Origin of the sequence: Leclercia pneumoniae (assembly GCF_017348915.1) — a bacterium.
GTDB classification, from domain to species: domain Bacteria; phylum Pseudomonadota; class Gammaproteobacteria; order Enterobacterales; family Enterobacteriaceae; genus Enterobacter; species Enterobacter pneumoniae.
This window is the reverse complement of the sequence record NZ_CP071383.1, coordinates 568288-587346: the sequence shown is the minus strand read 5'-3', so window position 1 is coordinate 587346 and position 19059 is coordinate 568288. Positions and strand designations below refer to the sequence as shown.

Annotated in this window: 21 protein-coding genes and 3 tRNA genes; 17 read left to right on the top strand and 7 right to left on the bottom strand. The window is 54.1% G+C overall.

Annotation, left to right across the window (positions count from 1 at the left end):
• Positions 1 to 7 precede the first annotated feature (7 nt).
• Positions 8 to 451 carry a ribosomal protein S18-alanine N-acetyltransferase gene (gene rimI, locus JZ655_RS02775; protein WP_040077283.1) on the bottom strand — a complete coding sequence of 148 codons (444 nt, stop codon included), beginning with the start codon at positions 449 to 451 and terminating at the stop codon, positions 8 to 10.
• Positions 420 to 833, bottom strand: a complete 414-nt coding sequence (locus tag JZ655_RS02770) for a DNA polymerase III subunit psi (protein ID WP_207292948.1) — start codon at positions 831 to 833, stop codon at positions 420 to 422. The genes rimI and JZ655_RS02770 overlap by 32 nt, the downstream gene beginning before the upstream one ends.
• A 101-nt stretch (positions 834 to 934) precedes the next feature.
• Between JZ655_RS02770 and rsmC the strand changes: the two genes are divergently transcribed.
• The 4 genes from rsmC to JZ655_RS02750 all read left to right on the top strand — a co-directional run bounded on the left by rsmC (position 935) and on the right by JZ655_RS02750 (position 2434).
• Positions 935 to 1963, top strand: coding sequence for a 16S rRNA (guanine(1207)-N(2))-methyltransferase RsmC (gene rsmC, locus JZ655_RS02765; protein ID WP_207292947.1), 1029 nt, complete (start codon positions 935 to 937; stop codon positions 1961 to 1963).
• 147 nt (positions 1964 to 2110) lie between these two features.
• Positions 2111 to 2196, top strand: a tRNA-Leu gene (locus JZ655_RS02760).
• Positions 2197 to 2229: 33 nt separating this feature from the next.
• Positions 2230 to 2315 (top strand) — tRNA-Leu (locus JZ655_RS02755).
• Positions 2316 to 2348: 33 nt separating this feature from the next.
• Positions 2349 to 2434, top strand: a tRNA-Leu gene (locus tag JZ655_RS02750).
• Between the two features lie 28 nt (positions 2435 to 2462).
• Here the strand turns inward: JZ655_RS02750 and JZ655_RS02745 are convergent.
• A complete protein-coding gene (locus tag JZ655_RS02745) occupies positions 2463 to 2693 on the bottom strand; it encodes a DUF1435 domain-containing protein (RefSeq protein WP_040077286.1) in 231 nt (76 codons plus the stop codon).
• Positions 2694 to 2844: 151 nt separating this feature from the next.
• On the opposite strand from JZ655_RS02745, the gene fhuF reads away from it, so the two are divergent.
• Positions 2845 to 3633 (top strand): siderophore-iron reductase FhuF, encoded by a 789-nt coding sequence (gene fhuF / locus JZ655_RS02740; protein WP_207292946.1) that lies wholly within the window; start codon positions 2845 to 2847, stop codon positions 3631 to 3633.
• Between the two features lie 314 nt (positions 3634 to 3947).
• Here the strand turns inward: fhuF and JZ655_RS02735 are convergent, their stop codons facing one another.
• Positions 3948 to 5291 carry a PTS sugar transporter subunit IIC gene (locus tag JZ655_RS02735; RefSeq protein WP_040077289.1) on the bottom strand — a complete coding sequence of 448 codons (1344 nt, stop codon included), beginning with the start codon at positions 5289 to 5291 and terminating at the stop codon, positions 3948 to 3950.
• A 329-nt stretch (positions 5292 to 5620) separates the two neighbouring features.
• On the opposite strand from JZ655_RS02735, the gene JZ655_RS02730 reads away from it, so the two are divergent.
• Positions 5621 to 6079 carry a YbaK/EbsC family protein gene (locus JZ655_RS02730; protein WP_046886515.1) on the top strand — a complete coding sequence of 153 codons (459 nt, stop codon included), beginning with the start codon at positions 5621 to 5623 and terminating at the stop codon, positions 6077 to 6079.
• A gap of 32 nt (positions 6080 to 6111) precedes the next feature.
• Here JZ655_RS02730 and bglJ read toward each other — a convergent pair whose 3' ends face one another.
• Positions 6112 to 6747, bottom strand: coding sequence for a DNA-binding transcriptional activator BglJ (gene bglJ, locus JZ655_RS02725; protein ID WP_046886514.1), 636 nt, complete (start codon positions 6745 to 6747; stop codon positions 6112 to 6114).
• Positions 6744 to 7478, bottom strand: coding sequence for a helix-turn-helix transcriptional regulator (locus tag JZ655_RS02720; RefSeq protein WP_040077291.1), 735 nt, complete (start codon positions 7476 to 7478; stop codon positions 6744 to 6746). Before JZ655_RS02720 ends, bglJ begins: the two co-directional genes overlap by 4 nt.
• Before the next feature lie 365 nt (positions 7479 to 7843).
• Here JZ655_RS02720 and JZ655_RS02715 point away from each other — a divergent pair, with 365 nt between their 5' ends.
• The 9 genes from JZ655_RS02715 (at position 7844) to opgB (ending at position 15308) form a co-directional block, all read left to right on the top strand.
• Positions 7844 to 8620 (top strand): threonine/serine exporter family protein, encoded by a 777-nt coding sequence (locus JZ655_RS02715; RefSeq protein ID WP_046886512.1) that lies wholly within the window; start codon positions 7844 to 7846, stop codon positions 8618 to 8620.
• On the top strand, positions 8611 to 9084 hold the full coding sequence (locus JZ655_RS02710) for a threonine/serine exporter (RefSeq protein ID WP_040077294.1): 474 nt from the start codon (positions 8611 to 8613) through the stop codon (positions 9082 to 9084). The genes JZ655_RS02715 and JZ655_RS02710 overlap by 10 nt, the downstream gene beginning before the upstream one ends.
• Before the next feature lie 65 nt (positions 9085 to 9149).
• Positions 9150 to 9791, top strand: coding sequence for a TetR/AcrR family transcriptional regulator (locus JZ655_RS02705; RefSeq protein ID WP_207292945.1), 642 nt, complete (start codon positions 9150 to 9152; stop codon positions 9789 to 9791).
• 41 nt (positions 9792 to 9832) lie between these two features.
• Entirely contained in the window at positions 9833 to 10285 is a 453-nt protein-coding gene (locus JZ655_RS02700) for a MarR family winged helix-turn-helix transcriptional regulator (RefSeq protein ID WP_207292944.1), read from the top strand.
• Positions 10286 to 10367: 82 nt separating this feature from the next.
• Positions 10368 to 10796, top strand: coding sequence for an organic hydroperoxide resistance protein (locus JZ655_RS02695; RefSeq protein ID WP_040077297.1), 429 nt, complete (start codon positions 10368 to 10370; stop codon positions 10794 to 10796).
• A 107-nt stretch (positions 10797 to 10903) separates the two neighbouring features.
• Positions 10904 to 11449, top strand: coding sequence for a primosomal protein DnaT (gene dnaT, locus JZ655_RS02690; RefSeq protein WP_207292943.1), 546 nt, complete (start codon positions 10904 to 10906; stop codon positions 11447 to 11449).
• Positions 11446 to 12183 carry a replicative helicase loader DnaC gene (dnaC, locus tag JZ655_RS02685; RefSeq protein ID WP_040077299.1) on the top strand — a complete coding sequence of 246 codons (738 nt, stop codon included), beginning with the start codon at positions 11446 to 11448 and terminating at the stop codon, positions 12181 to 12183. The genes dnaT and dnaC overlap by 4 nt, the downstream gene beginning before the upstream one ends.
• Positions 12184 to 12259: 76 nt before the next feature.
• Entirely contained in the window at positions 12260 to 12742 is a 483-nt protein-coding gene (locus JZ655_RS02680; protein ID WP_207292942.1) for a YjjA family protein, read from the top strand.
• 274 nt (positions 12743 to 13016) lie between these two features.
• Complete coding sequence (gene opgB / locus JZ655_RS02675) at positions 13017 to 15308, top strand: phosphatidylglycerol--membrane-oligosaccharide glycerophosphotransferase (protein ID WP_207292941.1); 2292 nt, start codon at positions 13017 to 13019, stop codon at positions 15306 to 15308.
• Between the two features lie 80 nt (positions 15309 to 15388).
• Here the strand turns inward: opgB and JZ655_RS02670 are convergent, their stop codons facing one another.
• Positions 15389 to 16411 carry a zinc-binding alcohol dehydrogenase family protein gene (locus JZ655_RS02670; protein ID WP_207292940.1) on the bottom strand — a complete coding sequence of 341 codons (1023 nt, stop codon included), beginning with the start codon at positions 16409 to 16411 and terminating at the stop codon, positions 15389 to 15391.
• A gap of 145 nt (positions 16412 to 16556) precedes the next feature.
• Between JZ655_RS02670 and JZ655_RS02665 the strand changes: the two genes are divergently transcribed.
• Both JZ655_RS02665 and JZ655_RS02660 read left to right on the top strand, forming a co-directional pair.
• Entirely contained in the window at positions 16557 to 17471 is a 915-nt protein-coding gene (locus JZ655_RS02665; protein ID WP_207292939.1) for a GntR family transcriptional regulator, read from the top strand.
• A 213-nt stretch (positions 17472 to 17684) separates the two neighbouring features.
• Positions 17685 to 19046: an MFS transporter gene (locus JZ655_RS02660; RefSeq protein ID WP_207292938.1), complete on the top strand. Its 1362-nt coding sequence runs from the start codon at positions 17685 to 17687 to the stop codon at positions 19044 to 19046.
• Positions 19047 to 19059: the final 13 nt, after the last annotated feature.

Genomic DNA, 19059 nt, shown 5'->3' with positions numbered 1-19059 from the left:
TTTTTAGTTATCCAAGCGGTAGAGCCATGATGATGGCGTCTTCACGTCCTTCTGCAGTGGGGTAATAGTTACGGCGAATCGTCGCCTCGTTGAAGCCTAAGCTTTCATACAGGGCGATGGCGGCGACGTTCGATGCACGTACTTCCAGCCACAGCGTGAATACGTCTCGTGTTTCCAGCTCGCGAATAAGGTGCTCAAGCAGCGCCCTGCCCAGGCCACGGCGCTGAAAAGCAGGATCGACTGCAATGTTAAACAGCGTCGCTTCATCCAGAACAACCTGCGTGATGGCGAAAGCCGCCATAGTGCTATCGACATCCATGCGATAGTTCAGATACCGCTCACCCTGGTTGCTGGCGAAGGTTTTTTCACTCCACGGAAAGGCGTGGGCGCGTTTTTCAATGGCAAACGCCTGCGCTAAATCAGTCGTCGTGAGGGAAGAAATTGTGTTCATGTTCGCCGATTTGTTGCCACAGCGCGCTGAGGGCGGCCGGGTTGGCTTTAAGTTCGTCCAGCGCTGGGGTAGCAAGATTGCTGCCGTTAAGCGCCATCGCTTCCGTCACGCCGAGCTGCCAGCTGTTACAGCGACTCCCTTCTGGCAACATCGCCACGCGCTCCGGGGTGAGCTGTAGCACCTCATCGGGCGTCAGCTTCAGGGCGCGAAGGACATCGGTCACGAAAGGCTCGCTCAGCGCGGGCAGGTTATTTGCCACCATCACCAGGCGCACATGCGCAGGGAGGGAGATGGCGATTTCGCCCTGCAATGCCGCCGGGCGGCGCAGCGCCCACTGGGTAATGCCCAGCTGCTGTAATTGCCTGTCTCGTCGGGATGTCATTGCGAAAACTCCTGTCTGTCAGGCGCGCAAATATACCAAACTCGTCGAATCTGCGCCAACAAACAACTATAATCGCCGCCACTGATTATTGAGGAACAACTATGTCTGCATTTACCCCGGCAAGTGAAGTCTTGCTGCGTCACAGTGATGATTTCGAACAAAGCCGTATTCTGTTTGCCGGAGATATGCAGGATGACCTGCCTGCCCGTTTCGATTGTGCCGACAGCCGTGCGCACACTCAGCAGTATCACCACTGGCAGGTTTTAAGCCGTCAGATGGGCGAGCGTGCGCGCTTTAGCCTGGTCGCGGAGCAGAACGATGTGGCTGACTGCGACACCCTGATCTACTACTGGCCAAAAAATAAGCCGGAAGCCCAGTTCCAGTTGATGAACCTGCTCTCACTGCTTCCGGTGGGCTGCGATATCTTCATCGTCGGCGAGAACCGCAGCGGCGTGCGTAGCGCCGAACCGATGCTGGAAGAGTACGTCACGCTGACTAAAATTGACAGCGCCCGTCGTTGCGGCCTCTATCATGGCCGTCTGGACAAAAAACCGGCGTTCGATGCCGAAAAATATTGGGGGGAATACGCCCTCGATACGCTCACCATCAAAACCCTGCCGGGCGTCTTCAGCCGTGACGATCTGGACGTAGGAAGCAAACTGCTGCTTTCAACCCTGACGCCACATACCAAAGGTAAAGTGCTGGACGTGGGCTGTGGTGCAGGGGTGCTCTCCGCGGTGCTTGCCAGCCATTCGCCTAAGGTGCGCTTAACCCTGTGTGACGTGAGCGCGCCGGCCATTGAAGCCAGCCGTGCGACGCTTGCCGCCAATGGTATTGAAGGTGAAGTGTTCGCCAGCAACGTCTTCTCGGACGTGAACGGTCGTTTCGATATGATCATCTCAAACCCGCCTTTCCACGATGGTATCGAAACCAGTCTTGAAGCGGCCCAGACCCTGATTCGTGGAGCGGTGCGCCATCTGAACAGCGGCGGCGAACTGCGCATCGTCGCGAACGCCTTCCTACCTTACCCAAAAATCCTGGATGAAACCTTTGGCTTCCATGAAGTGTTAGCCCAGACCGGCCGGTTTAAAATTTATCGCGCCATCATGACACGCCAGGCGAAAAAATAACGTCTCCTGCCCGGCGTAAGCCGGGCACCGTTAAAGCCCATTTTTGCACCGTTCACGCTGCCCCTACGCATTTTTCTGTTGACGTCCTTCTTAAAACATCTAGAATGCGCCTCCGTGGTTACGATACTTTTAAAGTATCGATGGTTTGCGAAGGTGGCGGAATTGGTAGACGCGCTAGCTTCAGGTGTTAGTGTCCTTAGGATGTGGGGGTTCGAGTCCCCCCCCTCGCACCAACGAGGCGATATCAAAAAAAGTAAGATGACTGTGCGAAGGTGGCGGAATTGGTAGACGCGCTAGCTTCAGGTGTTAGTGTCCTTAGGATGTGGGGGTTCGAGTCCCCCCCCTCGCACCAACGAGGCGATATCAAAAAAAGTAAGATGACTGTGCGAAGGTGGCGGAATTGGTAGACGCGCTAGCTTCAGGTGTTAGTGTCCTTAGGATGTGGGGGTTCGAGTCCCCCCCCTCGCACCAAATCTTACCTTCTCTCTTGCAGTACCCTTCACTTCAGATTCATCATCAGCACCAACATCCCACTGATTAGCGCAACACACGATGGCAGCAACACAAAGTGCCGTAATGTTTTATGCCAGATCATGACCGATGTCAGCAGTAACCCAGTGACGATAATCCCTTTCCAGATCGCCATAGGCAGATCGACAAAGGCCAGCGTGGCGATAATCATCGCCGGCAGTAATATCCCCCACCCACTCCCCAATGCTCTGCTTAACATAGTCTGTCCCGCATACTGATAATGATAACCAATATCATATGGTAATATTTCTCATTTGTCAGCACGGGTGGGAGTAAAATCCCTTGCGATCGGTTTTATCTATAGTTAGGATTGGCAATCATTATCATTTAGATTTTTATCCAGTCCGCTTATGGCCATACAGTCCGCACAAGCCGTTGAAAATATTCTCTGGCGCGCACCTCTCCCCACCGGGAGGTCGGCGCTTGCGGATGCGTTGCATAACACCATCGCCCAGACGCGTGAGCATCTGCTGGAGTTCATTAAACTGGATGAAGCTCCCCCGCACAGCAGTATGACGCTGGCGCAGTGGCGCCGTCCGGTTGAGCTGCAATCGCTGCTGGCCGCCTATTCGGATCACATCTACCGTAATCAACCCAGCCTGACGCGCGAAAACAAGCCGCTCCTCTCTTTGTGGGCGCAGTGGTATGTCGGACTGATGGTGCCGCCGCTGATGTTAGCGCTGCTTGCGCAGGATACGGCGCTGGATGTCTCTCCCGAACATTTCCATGTGGAATTCCATGAAACCGGGCGTGCCGCCTGCTTCTGGATCGACGTCCATGAGGATAAGCAGACGTCGCGGCTTTCAGCTCAGCAGCGAATGGAAGTGTTGATTACACGGGCGCTGGTTCCGGTCATTGAGGCGCTGGAAGAGACCGGACAGATAAACGCGAAACTCATCTGGAGCAATACCGGTTACCTGATCAACTGGTATCTGAATGAGATGAAACCGCTGCTGGGGGAAGAGAAAATTGACGCACTGCGTCACGCCTGTTTCATGGACCGCTCGCTTTCTGATGACAGCGATAACCCCCTTTTCCGCACCGTTGTTCTGCGCGACGGTTTGCTAGTGCGTCGTACATGCTGTCAGCGTAACCGCCTGCCCGATGTGCAGCAGTGCGGCGATTGCACGCTGAAGTAGGTTTTTGCGGGCGGATGCCCTTCCCCACGGCCCCGTAACGAAATCGGTGCTTCGCACTGCGCTCACCTCCCGACCTCCTGCCTGCGGTCGGCTCAACTCGACGTCCCTGTCTCGCTTCGCCTCTGGCCGCCATCCATGGCGTCCAGCCCTTGTCATCCGGTCTCCGGTTCGCCGATTTCAGCGGGGAGTCAACACCCGTGCCCCGGTCAGGCCGCAGAGGAACCGGCATAAAGCAGAGATGCCTTAGTGAACGGAACGATTCCACCGTGCTTAACCGATCGGCATTATAACCTCAGTTGCCGGTTTGCTTTTACCTAAGCCACCTGCTGGCTCTCCTCTTCCGCGCGCTGCGCCTCTTCAGCCTCCTGCGCGAGCAGCTGTTTCTCGTACACCTTGAAGAACGGGTAATAAATAATGGCAGAAACCAGCGCCAGCAGTATCACCAGTACGGCGGCCCTGAAATCCCAGCCCAGTGCCCATGCCGCGCCAACCGGAGCCGGGGCCGTCCAGGGGACCACCGATATCACGCGTCCAATCAGATCCAGTTTCATTGCCGCCCATGCCAGTACCGCATTGACCATAGGTGCCAGCAGGAAGGGGATAAAGAAAACGGGGTTCATTACGATAGGGGTGCCAAAAATCACCGGTTCGTTAATGTTGAAGATGCTTGGCACCACGCTCAAACGCCCAATAGAGCGTAAATGCGCAGACCGGCTACGTAAGTAGCAGAAGACCAGTCCCATGGTTGCGCCCGAGCCGCCAATCACGATAAAGAAGGTCCAGAACGCCTCCATAAAGATGTGCGGCAGCGGTGCGCTCTGTGCCAGCGCCGTCTGGTTCATCCCGAGGTTAGTGAGCCAGAACATCTGCAGCATGCCAGAGACGATGGCAGCCCCATGGATCCCTGCAAACCAGAGCAGGTGCCCAATCAGCACCGCCAGCAGAATGGCAGGCAGCGAATCGGCAGCCGACACCAGCGGTTTGAAGATAGCCATAATGGCCTGCGGGATGAGCATATCGAACTGCGACTGAATAAACAGGCTCAGCGGATAGAGCGTTAACACCACCACCAGGACGGGAATCAGCAGATCGAAGGAGTTTTTGATCATTGGCGGCACCTGGTCAGGCAGGCGAATACCAATGTTGTGCGCTTTCAGGAAACGCATCATCTCCACGCAGTAGATCGCGACAAGGATGGCCGTAAAAATCCCCGTCCCGCCAAGGCTGTCTACCGGCATCGCTCCTTTCGTTTTAGGCGCGGCGATGAGTAAAAACGCCATTAAGGAGAGCATGGCGCACATGAACGGGTCAAGCTGATGCGAGTTAACGTAATGCTTGCCCAGGTTGTAGGCAATGGCCGCGCAGATGTAAATGGACATAATGCCCATGGTCATATCAAACGGGGTCAGGATTTGGCCTTCAAACTGTTTTGCCATATCAAGCCAGGCGCGGGCAAAGCCCCAGGTGGTATCTGGCGAGAATGGCGGATAGGCAAACACCAGCAGGAACGACCCCACAATCATAAACGGCATGGCTGAGATAAAGCCGTCGCGGATGGCCATAACGTGGCGTTGGGCAGAGATACGCCCGGCAACAGGACTGACATAATTTTCGACAAAACGGAATATCAGGTTAAACGCAGCATGGTTGGCAGACATAACGGCTCTCCTGTCACAGGTTCGTTTCGGGCGCCTGCGCGCCGCACGGTGTTCCATAAACCACTTTCACCACCTTGCTGGTTCGTCTACCAGCGGTACTGCTCAAACGGATAGGTTTCATAGTCGACTCTTATTATTGGATACAGGGGGAGTTACCTATTCAGTATTAATCTCTGCATACGGCAACTGCAACCGGTTACTGTAACCGGTTTCCGTGAATGTGAAGGCGATCCAGAAATCACTGATACGGGATTTTTGTTACTTAAGGGATATTTACAGAGCATAATTTGATATGAAAGATTACGCAGACTATTTCGCAGGAGAAAACAATGAGTTTGCAGTCTGTAAGGCAATTTTTTGCCGACAATGCTCCGGACATTGAAGTCATCGAGCTCAGCCAGAGTACCGCTACCGTTGCGCTGGCTGCGGCGGCACACAACGTTGCCCCCGGCCAGATCGCCAAAACCCTTTCACTAAAGGTTAAAAACGAGGTGATTTTAGTGGTGGCAAAAGGTGACGCCCGCCTGGATAACAAAAAATTAAAAGAGGCCTTTGGCGCCAAAGCACGCATGCTCAGCAGCGACGAAGTCGTGACCGTAACCGGCCATCCTGTAGGCGGCGTTTGCCCTTTTGGGCTGGAAAATCCGCTGGCAGTCTACTGCGATGTCTCTCTGCGGGAGTTTGAAGAGGTGTTACCCGCTGCGGGGGCCATTCACAGTGCCGTTCGCATTTCACCGGAGAGAATGGCCACGCTGACGGATGCCACCTGGGTGGATGTCTGTCAGTAAGCAGGGCGCCAGAGAAACCTCTGGCGTCATGTTCAGGAGTGATAAAGCATAAAACTTTGTGGATTACGACGATCCGGCATCGGGAAGTGGCTCAGGATGTCGGCAGCATTCAGCAATCCCATGTCGGAGTGAACACCCAACTTAACCATGGCGTTAAACTTATGTGCGCGAATGGTTTTGATATTGCGATCCAGACGCGTGGCAATCTCCGGGATTGAATATCCGCTGGACATAAATTGCAGAATGGCGCGCTCTGTCGGGCTCAGTAAGCGTCCACGATGCAGGTTCCAGTGATTATGAATACTGTCACTGCTCCGCCGCGTTTCGCTTAACAGCGCACCTAACTGCTCCTGTAACGCTTTGACCGATTCCGATTTAATCACAATACCGTGCAAATGCGACGGGGAGAGATGGTTGATAAGACTGGCCTCTTTGGTATCAGACGCCAGAACAATACGCTGAATATGGCTATGATTGGCGGCCAGCGACTTTAAACATTCCAGACAATAACGGCGCTCATTTCGCGAATCGGAAAGCGAATAGATAAGTGCTGAAAATGGAATAGTCTCAAGTGCTTCATTAAATTGCGCAATATCGCTGAAAATAGAGGGATGATAATTTTTAAGAGTCGGGCTGGAAAACAGATGTTCCAGACCAACGGCACTCATTGTGCACTTTTCGACGATAGCGATAGGTCTCTTAACGGCGCTCTTTTCCATTCGTCCTGTTCTCCATAGGCTGAAAAAAGATTCAGCTCTTTCATTCCCTTGTTACTGTTAATCCACGCGTACATTTCGGCATTACTGCGTAATGACAGTCGCCTCATGGCGCTATTTTTTTGGGCACTGACCGTTTTGTTGCTTTTTTTAAGCAAGGCGGCAATTTGATTTATGCCCCAGCCTTTTCCAAGCAGGCGTAACACCTTGCGTTCAGAGTGAGTCAACATCACCTCATCCCGACTTTCGTCGAGTTCCTCCAGCTCCGGTTTTAGCAGCGTCTGGCTAATGCGTTCTGCACTCTGGCTTCCGCCACGAATGGCGTTAATCACGCCCTCAATGGGCTCGATATCTGAAAGCAATGAACTCTCTGGTCGTAACAGAAGCTCTACCGCACAGGGATAGACCCGGCGTGAAACTAAAAATATCCAGTGAATATCACGGTAATGATTCTGCAAAGAATAATATTCTTCGCAAATTCGACGCGGGTTACGTTGATCCCCGGAGATATCGGCAATAACAACATTCGCCCGACGTAATTGAAGAAGTGTAAGCTCTTCCTGAGAGCGGCAATAGGAAACTTCATAATCAGGCAAATTACGTGAGATAATACAACCTAAGCCCGTTTGCATTACCGGTAATTTACTGATAATAATTGCGTGCTGACAACTTATTGGCGTCATTTTTGTTTTGAGTCCTTTCCTGACGTTGATCAAACGCCGTTATCTTTATCGCATCCTCGATAAAGTAGTGCATCCTGTTTTTATACACCGCAAAAGTCGCTTACAATATCGCACACCCTGCCGAATTTGATAATGTACTATCACTGATCATTTTAAAAAGGTGAAGTTAGAAATTCTAAATATAACAAAAAGCGGAATGGATAGATTAATCATATAAAAATCCAGAATTAATAACGCCATTAATAACGCGAAAAATAAAATACCGATAGCCGAAAGTTTGATCTGCCTCAGCACCGGCGTTACAGCGATGTGTTGTAAAAGTAACCATTACGGGCTTTCAGGCATCACCATCGTCAGGGTAATCCATGCAGGTAGATCAGTCATCGCAGCGCGCAACGACGCGGCTGTGTATTCAGTGCGGTCTGTTTTTATTACAGCACGGTGCGGAAAGCACGCTTGTTGAGGAGTTGTCCACCCGCCTGGGGCTGGCGCTGGGCATGGACAGCGTCGAAAGCGCCATCTCCTCCAATGCCATTGTGCTGACCACCATCAAAGAGGGCCACTGCCTCACCTCTACGCGCAAAAATCACGATCGTGGAATCAACATGCACGTGGTGACCGAGGTACAACATATCGTCATCATGGCCGAGCACAAGCTGCTGGATGGCAAAGATGTTGAAAAGCGCTTTAACCAAATTAAACCGCTCCGCTACCCCCGTTGGCTGGTAGTGCTGATGGTGGGGCTCTCCTGCGCCTGTTTCTGCGTGCTCAATAAAGGCGGCTGGGACGGGGCTGCCATTACCTTTGCCGCCAGCGCGTTGGCGATGTATGTGCGTCAGGTCCTTACCCACCGACAGATTCACCCGCAGATCAACTTCTGCATCACCGCCTTTGTGGCAACAACCGTCTCCGGCCTGCTGCTGCGGCTACCCGGCTTCGCCAGTACACCCACTATCGCGATGGCCGCCAGCGTGCTTCTGCTGGTGCCTGGCTTTCCGCTGATCAACGCCGTGGCCGACATGTTCAAAGGCCATATCAATACCGGCCTTGCCCGTTGGGCAATCGCCAGCTTACTCACGCTTGCCACCTGTATTGGCGTCGTGACGGCCATGACCTTATGGGGACTTCGCGGATGGGCGTAATCACGTTCTTATTGGCGTTAGCGCAGGATATGCTGCTGGCGGCAATTCCGGCTGTCGGCTTTGCCATGGTCTTTAACGTCCCCCAGCGTGCGCTGGCCTGGTGCGCCTTACTGGGGGCTATCGGGCATGGTTCACGAATGGTGATGATGACAGCCGGACTCAATATTGAATGGGCAACCTTTATCGCCGCGATTCTGGTCGGCAGCATTGGCATCCAGTGGTCGCGCTGGTATCTGGCCCATCCGAAGGTGTTTACCGTCGCCGCGGTCATTCCGATGTTTCCCGGCATTTCGGCCTACACGGCGATGATCTCGGCGGTCAAAATTAGCCATCTCGGTTACAGCGAGCCCCAGATGATTATGTTGCTGACAAACTTCCTGAAGGCCTCCTCGATTGTCGGCGCGCTCTCCATTGGCCTGTCGATCCCCGGTTTGTGGTTATATCGAAAACGTCCTCGGGTATGAAATTTGTGTTCCCGGTCGGCCCCAGAGATAATCGCCTGACCCACCCGGCAATAAAAGGAAGCGATGTGGCATACCCTGACAGCGAAGCTGGCGAAATCACTGACGAATCCAGCCTGAAAGACAAAATTTTCCTCAGCGCCATCGCCCTGTTCGCCGAATACGGCCTGAACGGCGCGCGTATGGAGCAGATTGCCGAGAAGGCAGGTACCACCAAGCGCATGGTGGTTTACCATTATAAAAATAAAGAGAATCTCTATTTGCTGGTGCTGGAGTATGTCTATACCCAGATCCGCGCCAGTGAAAGACAGTTGAGCCTCGATGGCATGCCTCCCGTCGAAGCGCTGGCGCATCTGGTGGAGACCACCTTCGATTACCACGCCGATCACCCGGACTATATTCGCATCATCTGCATGGAGAATATGCAGCGTGGCCGCTTTATGCAGCAATCCAGCTATTTGCGGCAGGTCAACCGCAGCGCACTGGAACTGCTGGAGGCCATCCTCACGCGCGGCAAAGCAAAACAGCTGTTTAACCAGAGCGTGGATGCCCGGGATCTGCACCGTTTGATCAGCAGTTTTAGCTTTCATTATGTGGCGAACAGTTACACCTTTACCCTACTCTTTGAAGAGGGGGCAGACGAGCAGGCCCAACGTGAGCACTACCGTAAGATGGCGGTCCAGGTCGCCCTGCGTTATACCTGCCCATAAAATCGCTTGCAATTAAATTGCGCACTATCTATATTGAAGACATGAAAACGACACCCACTGATAACACCGCTGCGCTGTTGCTGGATAACCAGCTCTGTTTCGCCCTCTATTCGGCGAACCTGGCGCTGAACAAGCTCTATCGGCAACTGCTGGCGCCGCTTAATCTCACCTACCCGCAATATCTGGTGATGCTGGTGTTGTGGGAGCAGGATGACATTACCGTGTCGGATATTGGTGAACGTCTCTTTCTGGATTCCGCCACCTTAACGCCGCTGTTAAAGCGTCTTGAGGTTGCGGGCTTAATCGTTCGCCAGCGCTCGCGCCAGGATGAGCGTCAGGTGGCCGTCACCCTTACTGAAGCAGGTACTGACCTGCAACAGCAGGCGCTGGGTATTCCCAATGCCGTAGGCTGCGCAGCCCAGTGTGATGTCGACACGCTATCCGTCCTGAAACAGCAGCTGGAACAATTACGTCATCAGCTTCACCGCGCGTGAAGCTATAGTTTATATGTTTGCCACACGTAACTAAATCGCTCGCTATTAAATAACAAGCAAAACACAAGATAAGGAACCTGCCATGTCTTTAGAAAAAGTTGTCTACACCGCCAAAGCGACCGCTACCGGAGGCCGTGACGGCCGTGCTACCTCTTCCGATGGCGTTCTGGATGTTAAACTGGGCGTACCCAAAGAGATGGGCGGCGCGGGCGGCGAAGCCACCAACCCAGAGCAGCTGTTTGCTGCGGGTTACTCCGCCTGCTTCCTCGGTGCCATGAAGTTTGTTGCGGGTCGTGACAAAATCAGCATGCCGAAAGAGGCCTTTATTGAAGGCGAAGTGGGTATCGGTCCGCTGCCGACCGGTTTCGGGATTGAAGCCAAACTGAACATTCACCTGCCAGGTATGGATCAGGCAGAAGCGAAAAAACTGGTCGATGCGGCCCACATTGTCTGCCCTTACTCCAACGCAACGCGCGGCAACATTGATGTGACTCTCAACATCATCGCGTAATCCGCTGGCTGCCCTTATCCTCTGGATAAGGGCACATTCATCCCCCCTTCTCTCTGTGCTACTATGTGCTGCAATCACGCCCGCAGTAATCCAGTTGAGAAAGTGCTATGTCCTCCAGAATCCTGACAACCCGCGTCACTGGCCTTGATGCCCTCACGCACGATCCTCGTGGCGTGCTGGCCAATGCCGAAGGCGGCGCCATCGCGGTCTTTGTCGATAATGCGCCTGCTTTTTACGCCATTACCCCGGAACGTCTGGCGCAGTTGTTGGAAACCGAAGCGCGGGTTGCCCGCCCGGCCAGCGATGTCACCCTGGATACGCAATTTTTCGAAGAACCTACCAGCGCCCCGGTCGCCGTACCGATGGGCAAATTTGCCATGTATGCCGGCTGGCAGCCGGATCCCGATTTTCAGCGTCAGGCGGCCTTGTGGGGCATTGCCCTCACCCAGCCCGTCACGCCGGAAGAGCTGGCGGCGTTTACAGCTTACTGGCAGGCTGAAGGCAAAGTTTTTCACCATATTCAATGGCAACAAAAACTGGCGCGCAGCGTACAGATCAACCGCGCCAGCAATGGCGGCCAGTCCAGACGCGATATCAATTCATTTTCAGAACCGGATAAACAGATCCCCCACGGATTCCGAGGTGCCAAATGAAAGAGTTCGGCGAACTGATGAAACGCCTGCAGAAGATCATGCCGGCGAACGTGAAACCGGCGTTTACCACCGGCGAAGAGCTTCTGGCGTGGCAAAAAGAGCAAGGTGAGATCCGCGCCGCGGCGCTGGCCCGCGAAAACCGGGCCATGAAAATGCAGCGCACTTTTAACCGCTCCGGCATTCGCCCGCTGCATCAGAACTGCTCGTTTGAAAACTATAAGGTAGAGAGCCAGGGGCAACTGGCGGCGCTGACGCAGGCGCGTCAGTACGTGGAAGAGTTCGACGGGAATATCGCGAGCTTTATCTTTAGCGGCAAACCCGGCACCGGCAAAAATCATCTTGCTGCGGCCATCTGCAACGAGTTGCTGCTGCGCGGTAAGTCGGTGCTGATCATCACCGTAGCCGATATTATGTCGGCAATGAAAGACACCTTCAGCAATCGCGAAACCAGTGAAGAGCAGTTACTCAACGATCTGAGCAACGTCGACCTGCTGGTCATTGATGAAATTGGCGTCCAGACCGAATCCCGTTATGAGAAAGTGATCATCAACCAGATTGTCGATCGCCGCTCCTCCTCCAAGCGCCCCACCGGCATGCTGACCAACCACAACATCGATGAGATGACCCGTCTGCTGGGTGAACGCGTTATGGATCGCATGAAGCTCGGCAACAGCCTGTACGTGATATTTGACTGGGAGAGTTACCGTAGCCGTGTCACCGGGAAGGAGTATTAAGAAATCTACCCGGGAAGTGTCTGGCCGTGGGGTTTATACTGGCCCCACTTCCGCCCCAACTCTTTGAGTAAGTCTTATGAAAACAGCATCTCTTCTCAGCGCCGTATTAAGCGCCACGTTAGTTCTGGGTTCCGCCCACGCCGCATCCTGGCAGGATTCGCTCTCCAGTGCCGCCAGCGAACTTTCCAAAAGCAGCGGTTCAGAAAGCGGCGGCCTCTCAGCCGGTACCCTGACCGGCCTGCTGGGCAACAGTAACCAGAGCCTGAGCGCGGGTACCATGAACAACGCCGCCGGGATCCTGGAGTATTGTGCGAAACAGAAACTAGCGTCGGTCACCGACACGCAGAATATTAAAAACCAGGTTCTGGGTAAGCTGGGTCTGGATACGCAAGAGCAGAAAGAAGATACCAATTTTATGGACGGTATTCAGGGTCTACTGAATGCACAGAATGGTCAGCAGCTGAATCTGAACACGCTGGGCGACTCCGCGCTGGGTAAAAAGGTCAAAACCAAAGCCTGCGATTTAGTATTGAAGCAGGGACTTAACTTCCTCTCCTGAACCTCCCCCTTTTTGACGACATCACGCCGCGATTAACAGCTTACGCTCACCTCGCGGCGTGCACGCTTTATTTCCCCTGCCTGACATTGCCTGAGCCCCCGTATCGAGGGATGAGACGGCGCTCAAAGTTTGCAATATCTAAACCAAATCCTAACAACAGCACAATTTGATGACACTAGAATTGCAGCTACATGGCATCGCAATTACATTGTATTACCCAAAAAATAGACAGTTGGTTTGTTAACCCGCGGCTGCAATCGTTGAGGATAAGCTGTTGTCAGAGTTACTTTCTTTTGCCCTGTTTCTCGCTTCGGTAATGGTTTATGCCTGGAAAGCGGGCCGCAACACCTGGTGGTTTATTGCCACGCTGCTGGTGCTGGGACTTTTTGTTGTTTTAAATATTACCCTGTACGCCAGCGATTACTTTACTGGCGATGGCATTAACGATGCCGTTCTTTATACCCTGACCAATAGTCTTACAGGCGCAGGGGTTAGTAAGTACATACTTCCCGGTATCGGGATCGCTACCACACTGGTCTTGGTGTTTGGTCTGTTGGGCTGGGTGTTGCGCCGTCGTCGCCACCATCCGCACCATCTTGGCTATAGTCTGCTGGCGCTGGTACTGGCATTGGGCTCTGTGGATGCCAGCCCGGCATTTAATCAGATCACCGAGCTGGTAAAATCCCAGTCTCGCGACGGTGACCCCGATTTTGCCGCCTGGTACAAAGAGCCCGCAAAAACCATCCCCAACCCCAAACTGAACCTCGTTTATATCTATGGCGAAAGCCTGGAGCGCACCTACTTTGACAACGACGCCTTCCCGGATCTGGCGCCGGAGTTAGGGGCGATCAAAAATGAAGGGATTGATTTCAGCCATACCGCTCAGCTGCCGGGTACCGATTACACCATTGCGGGCATGGTGGCCTCCCAGTGCGGTATCCCGCTGTTCGCTCCGTTTGAGGGCAATGCCTCGGCCTCGGTATCGAGTTTCTTCCCGCAAAATATCTGCCTGGGCGACATCCTGAAAAACTCCGGCTATGAGAACTATTTTATGCAGGGCGCCAACCTGCGCTTTGCCGGGAAAGATGTCTTTTTGAAATCTCACGGTTTCGACCATCTCTACGGGGCCGAGGAGTTAAAAACCACCGTCGCCGACCCGAGCTATCGCAACGACTGGGGCTTTTACGATGATACGGTCCTGGACGAGACATGGAAAAAATTCGAAGCGCTGTCCAGGTCCGGTAAGCGTTTCTCGCTATTCGCCCTGACGGTGGATACCCATCACCCGGATGGCTTTATCTCCCGCACCTGCCAGCGCAAGAGCTATGCCATTGATGGCAAACCGAACCAGTCGTTTAGTGCCGTTGGCTGTAGCCAGGAGCACATTGCAGCGCTGATCGAGAAAATCAAAGCCTCGCCGTACTTTAAAAACACGGTGATTGTGGTCTCTTCCGATCATCTGGCGATGAAAAATACCGCCTGGGACGAGCTGAATAAACAAGATCGCAGCAATCTGTTCTTCGTGCTGCGCGGCGATAAGCCGCAGCAGGAGACGCTCGCCGTGAAGCGCAACACCATGGATAACGGCGCTACGGTGCTGGATATTCTCGGCGGCGATAACTTCATCGGTCTGGGCCGCAGCAGCCTGTCAGGGCAATCCTTGTCAGAAATTTTCCTCAATATGAAAGAGAAAGTGCTGGCCTGGAAACCGGATGTCATCCGCCTGTGGAACTTCCCGAAAGAGCTAAAAGCGTTCACCGTCGATAGCGATAAAAATATGATGGCCTTCTCCGGCAGCCATTTCCGCCTGCCGCTGCTGCTGCGCGTCTCAGATAAGCGCGTCGAGCCGCTGCCAGAGAGCGAATACTCCGCACCGCTACGCTACCAGCTGGCAGATTTTGCTCCGCGCGATAACTTCGTCTGGGTCGATCGCTGCTACAAGATGGGCCAGCTCTGGTCACAGCCGCTGGCGCTCTCTACCGACTGGTGCGTCTCCCAGGGCCAGTTGGGTGGGGAGCAGAGCATTCAGCGTGTGGACAAGCCTCAGTGGCAGGGTAAAACGGCGTTTAAGGATACGGTCATCAGCACCGATCGCTATAACCGCAACGTCGAGATGCTGAAGGTGGCCGATAACGACATTCGCTACAAAGCCGACAGCTTTGTCTTTAACGTCGCCGGTGCGCCAGAAGAGGTGAAGCAGTTCAGCGGCATCTCGCGTCCGGAATCCTGGGGCCGCTGGTCTAATGCCCAACTGGGCGACGAAGTGAAGATTGAATATAACCAGCCCCTGCCGGCGAAGTTTGACCTGGTCATCACCGCTAAGGCCTTTGGCCCCAATGCTAATCGCCCTATCCCGGTGAGGATTGGCCAGAGCGAGCAGACCCTGAAGCTCGGCAACGAGGTGACCACCACCACGCTGCATTTCGACAACCCTTCACGCAGCAGCACCCTGGTCATTGTACCGCCGGATCCGCAGTCCACTAACGAGGGCAATATCCTCGGTCACTCTCCGCGCCAGTTGGGGATTGGGATGGTGGAGATTAAAATCGTCAACGCCGAAGGCTAACCGCAGGAGAGGACTGCCTCTCCTGCGCGGCAATAAAAAAACAGCGCCCAACACCACCCCGGGCGCTGTATGGCAAGACGTTAAAAGGCAATCACCCCTTTAATCAGCTGACGATTATTGATCACCCCCGGTTCGTAACTCTCTGCCAGCTCGTGAAAAGCGTAGCGGTGCGTCAACATCATGTCTGCGCTCAGCTTGCCCTCCGCCATCAGCCTGCCGACCTTTGCAAAATCCTCTGCGGTGGCATTCCGGCTGCCCATCAGGGTGGTCTCTTTCTTGTGAAATTCGGGATCCGAAAAACAGAGATCGCCCTTAAACAGGCCGACGAAAACAATGCTCCCCCCGTGACGAATCAAGTTCACGCTGTTGTTCATGGCGTGCGGGTTGCCGGTAGCGTCGATCACCGTCTGCGCCAGCGCCCCGTCAAAGTGCGCCCGTAGCTGGTCGGTAAAGTCCGCCGCCACAGGGTCAACCGTCGACAGGCCAAGAGATCCGGCAACATGTTCACGCCTGGAAATGCTGGTATCCGCAACGACCACCCGGGCGCCATCCGCATGGGCAATCGCCGCCGCCCCCAGCCCAATGGGCCCGGCCCCTACCACCAGCACCGCATCGCCGGGCTGTACGGCCGCACGGCGGACCGCATGGGCGCTGATGGCGAAAGGCTCAATCAACGCCGCCGCTTCGGGGTCGATGCCCTCTGCCAGCAGCAAATTAGTAACGGGTACGGCGAGATACTCGCAGAAGCCGCCATCCTGATGCACGCCAATGACCGAAATCGCCTCGCAGCAGTTGGTCCTGCCGCTCAGGCAGGCGGGACAGCGCTGACAAGCCACATAGGGGATCACCGCCACCTGTTGCCCCGGGCGCAGCGTACGAATATTTTCCCCCACGCTAATGACCTCGCCACATATTTCATGGCCTAACACCCGGGGGTAATTAAAAAAGGGTTGATTCCCACCCCAGGCGTGAATATCGGTGCCACAAATCCCGACGGTTTTTATTTTTATTAGCGCTTCGTTTTCGCCCGCCACGGGAATGTCTCGCTGCGCCCAAATAAGTTTTTTTGGTTCCTGACACACCAGCGTATTCATTGTTGCCATTTTTTTGCCTCCCGTTTTTTTGTGGATTCAGATATTGATGAAAATAAGAAATAACGGGCAGGCAAAAAGCTGAAATGTGAAATCACGCGCATAAAGCCGTTTTAAATAGGGTTTTAATGCCCCTCCAACGACAAAAGGAGCCCGTATGAGCCGCTCACAAAATTTGCGTCATAACGTGATTAACCAGGTCATCGACGATATATCACGGGGGCATATTCCCTCGCCGCTGCCGTCGCAAAGCGCGCTGGCAGAGATGTATAACATTAGTCGCACCACCGTTCGTCACATCCAGTCTCACCTGTGCACCCGCGGCGTACTGGCCCAGGTGAACAATGACTATGTGATTATCCGTCAGCCCACCAGCGAGGATGGCTTCACCTGCGACGCGGCCCCGCTGGCCGAACAAAACCGATTATTTGAGCAGGCATTTTTTTCAATGATTAACCAGCGCCAGCTGCGCGCAGGCGAATCCTTTTCCGAGCTGCAACTTGCTCGCGCCGCCGGGGTCAGCCCTGTGGTAGTTAGGGAGTACTTACTTAAGTTTAGCCGCTACAACCTGATTGAGAGCGACAAACGCGGCCAGTGGAGTATGAAGCAGTTCGACCAGTCCTATGCCGAGCAGCTGTTTGAACTGCGCGAGATGCTGGAAACCCACGCCCTGCAGCACTTTCTGAATCTGCCAGACAACGATCCGCGCTGGCTACAGGCGAAAACCCTGCTGGAGGAGCACCGCGCCCTGCGCGACAGTATTGGCGACAGTTTTCGCACGTTTTCCCTGCTGGATCGCGACTTTCACTCGCTGCTGCTCAGCGCCGCCAATAACATCTTTTTCAACCAGTCGCTGGAGATCATCTCCGTGATCTTCCATTTCCACTACCAGTGGGATGAAAGCGACCTCAAACAGCGCAACATCATCGCCATTGACGAGCACATGACCATTCTCAGCGCGCTTATCTGCCGCAACGATCTGGATGCCAACCTGGCGTTGCGTAACCACCTCTCCACTGCAAAACAGTCCATGATTCGCTCCTTGCAACAGAGCGCGACGGTCTTTTATTAAGTACCGATTAAAAACGACAAACTATTAAGGGCAGCACGCTTCCGATAAAAGGCCTGCGCGAGAAAAAAAAGGCTGCCTATGCTCACGAGAAGTCGACCTGGTGTTATTTCCCGTGAGTGACAGTGAATTTAAATTTACATCACTTGTCGTTATCAATATTCCTCTTATTTATAAAAAAAAGAGAAATAATCAAAAATATTTCAGGAGTCAGGTGTGGAAAAGAACAATATTACTCTCGACCCGCAAACCACCTTCAACAAAGAAAAAACGCGGGATATTCCCGTACCGCCGGTGGGTGCCGTAGCGCGTTCTCCGCGTATTAAACGCATTCAGACGACCGCCATGCTGTTATTATTTTTTGCGGCGGTGATTAACTACCTTGACCGCAGCTCGCTGTCGGTGGCAAACCTCACCATTCGAGAAGAGCTGGGGCTAAACGCGACCGAAATCGGCGCCCTGCTCTCTATTTTCTCGCTGGCCTACGGTATCGCACAGCTACCCTGCGGCCCGCTGCTGGACCGCAAGGGCCCACGTCTTATGCTGGGGATAGGGATGTTTTTCTGGTCGCTCTTCCAGGCGCTCTCCGGCATGGTGCAGAACTTTACCCAGTTCGTGCTGGTACGCATCGGGATGGGAATTGGCGAAGCGCCCATGAACCCCTGCGGCGTTAAAGTGATTAACGACTGGTTTAACATCAACGAGCGTGGCCGCCCTATGGGCATCTTCAATGCCGCATCCACTATCGGCGTGGCCATGAGCCCCCCTATCCTGGCCGCGATGATGCTGGTCATGGGCTGGCGCGGTATGTTTATCACTATCGGCGTGCTGGGGATTTTCCTCGCCATCGGCTGGTACATGCTCTATCGCAACCGTGAAGAGTTATCGCTGAGCGGCCAGGAAGAGGCTTACCTGAATGCGGGCAGCGTCAACGCCCGCCGCGATCCGCTCACTTTTGCTGAGTGGCGGAGCCTGTTCCGCAATCGTACCATGTGGGGGATGATGCTCGGCTTCAGCGGCATCAACTACACCGCCTGGCTCTACCTCGCCTGGCTGCCAGGTTACCTGCAAACGGCTTATAACCTCGATCTGAAAAGCACCGGTCTGATGGCGGCCATTCCGTTTATCTTTGGGGCGGCAGGGATGTTAACTAACGGCTTCGCCACCGACTGGCTGGTCAAGCGGGGGATGGCGCCGGTGCGGAGCCGTAAAATCAGTATTGTTATCGGTATGCTCTGCTCAGCGGCCTTTACCTTCGTGGTACCGCAGGCAACCACGCCGATGAGTGCTGTTTTGTTGATTGGGATGGCGCTGTTCTGCATCCACTTTGCGGGTACATCGTGCTGGGGATTGATTCATGTCGCCGTCGCTTCGCGCATGACGGCCTCGGTAGGTAGCATTCAAAACTTTGCCAGCTTTATCTGTGCGTCCTTTGCGCCCATCGTGACCGGATTTATCGTGGATACGACCCACTCCTTCCGCCTGGCGCTTATTATCTGCGGCTGCGTCACCGCGCTGGGGGCGCTGGCCTATATCTTCCTGGTCCGCAAACCGATCGACGATCCTCGTCAGGCGTAAGTCTGAAATACGC

What these genes read in the sequence shown, in the direction of transcription:
- rimI (WP_040077283.1), bottom strand. Translation starts at nt 451, where the DNA reads ATGAACACAATTTCTTCCCTCACGACGACTGATTTAGCGCAGGCGTTT.
- JZ655_RS02770 (WP_207292948.1), bottom strand. Translation starts at nt 833, where the DNA reads ATGACATCCCGACGAGACAGGCAATTACAGCAGCTGGGCATTACCCAG.
- rsmC (WP_207292947.1), top strand. Translation starts at nt 935, where the DNA reads ATGTCTGCATTTACCCCGGCAAGTGAAGTCTTGCTGCGTCACAGTGAT.
- JZ655_RS02745 (WP_040077286.1), bottom strand. Translation starts at nt 2,693, where the DNA reads ATGTTAAGCAGAGCATTGGGGAGTGGGTGGGGGATATTACTGCCGGCG.
- fhuF (WP_207292946.1), top strand. Translation starts at nt 2,845, where the DNA reads ATGGCCATACAGTCCGCACAAGCCGTTGAAAATATTCTCTGGCGCGCA.
- JZ655_RS02735 (WP_040077289.1), bottom strand. Translation starts at nt 5,291, where the DNA reads ATGTCTGCCAACCATGCTGCGTTTAACCTGATATTCCGTTTTGTCGAA.
- JZ655_RS02730 (WP_046886515.1), top strand. Translation starts at nt 5,621, where the DNA reads ATGAGTTTGCAGTCTGTAAGGCAATTTTTTGCCGACAATGCTCCGGAC.
- bglJ (WP_046886514.1), bottom strand. Translation starts at nt 6,747, where the DNA reads ATGAGTGCCGTTGGTCTGGAACATCTGTTTTCCAGCCCGACTCTTAAA.
- JZ655_RS02720 (WP_040077291.1), bottom strand. Translation starts at nt 7,478, where the DNA reads ATGACGCCAATAAGTTGTCAGCACGCAATTATTATCAGTAAATTACCG.
- JZ655_RS02715 (WP_046886512.1), top strand. Translation starts at nt 7,844, where the DNA reads ATGCAGGTAGATCAGTCATCGCAGCGCGCAACGACGCGGCTGTGTATT.
- JZ655_RS02710 (WP_040077294.1), top strand. Translation starts at nt 8,611, where the DNA reads ATGGGCGTAATCACGTTCTTATTGGCGTTAGCGCAGGATATGCTGCTG.
- JZ655_RS02700 (WP_207292944.1), top strand. Translation starts at nt 9,833, where the DNA reads ATGAAAACGACACCCACTGATAACACCGCTGCGCTGTTGCTGGATAAC.
- JZ655_RS02695 (WP_040077297.1), top strand. Translation starts at nt 10,368, where the DNA reads ATGTCTTTAGAAAAAGTTGTCTACACCGCCAAAGCGACCGCTACCGGA.
- dnaT (WP_207292943.1), top strand. Translation starts at nt 10,904, where the DNA reads ATGTCCTCCAGAATCCTGACAACCCGCGTCACTGGCCTTGATGCCCTC.
- dnaC (WP_040077299.1), top strand. Translation starts at nt 11,446, where the DNA reads ATGAAAGAGTTCGGCGAACTGATGAAACGCCTGCAGAAGATCATGCCG.
- JZ655_RS02680 (WP_207292942.1), top strand. Translation starts at nt 12,260, where the DNA reads ATGAAAACAGCATCTCTTCTCAGCGCCGTATTAAGCGCCACGTTAGTT.
- JZ655_RS02670 (WP_207292940.1), bottom strand. Translation starts at nt 16,411, where the DNA reads ATGGCAACAATGAATACGCTGGTGTGTCAGGAACCAAAAAAACTTATT.
- JZ655_RS02665 (WP_207292939.1), top strand. Translation starts at nt 16,557, where the DNA reads ATGAGCCGCTCACAAAATTTGCGTCATAACGTGATTAACCAGGTCATC.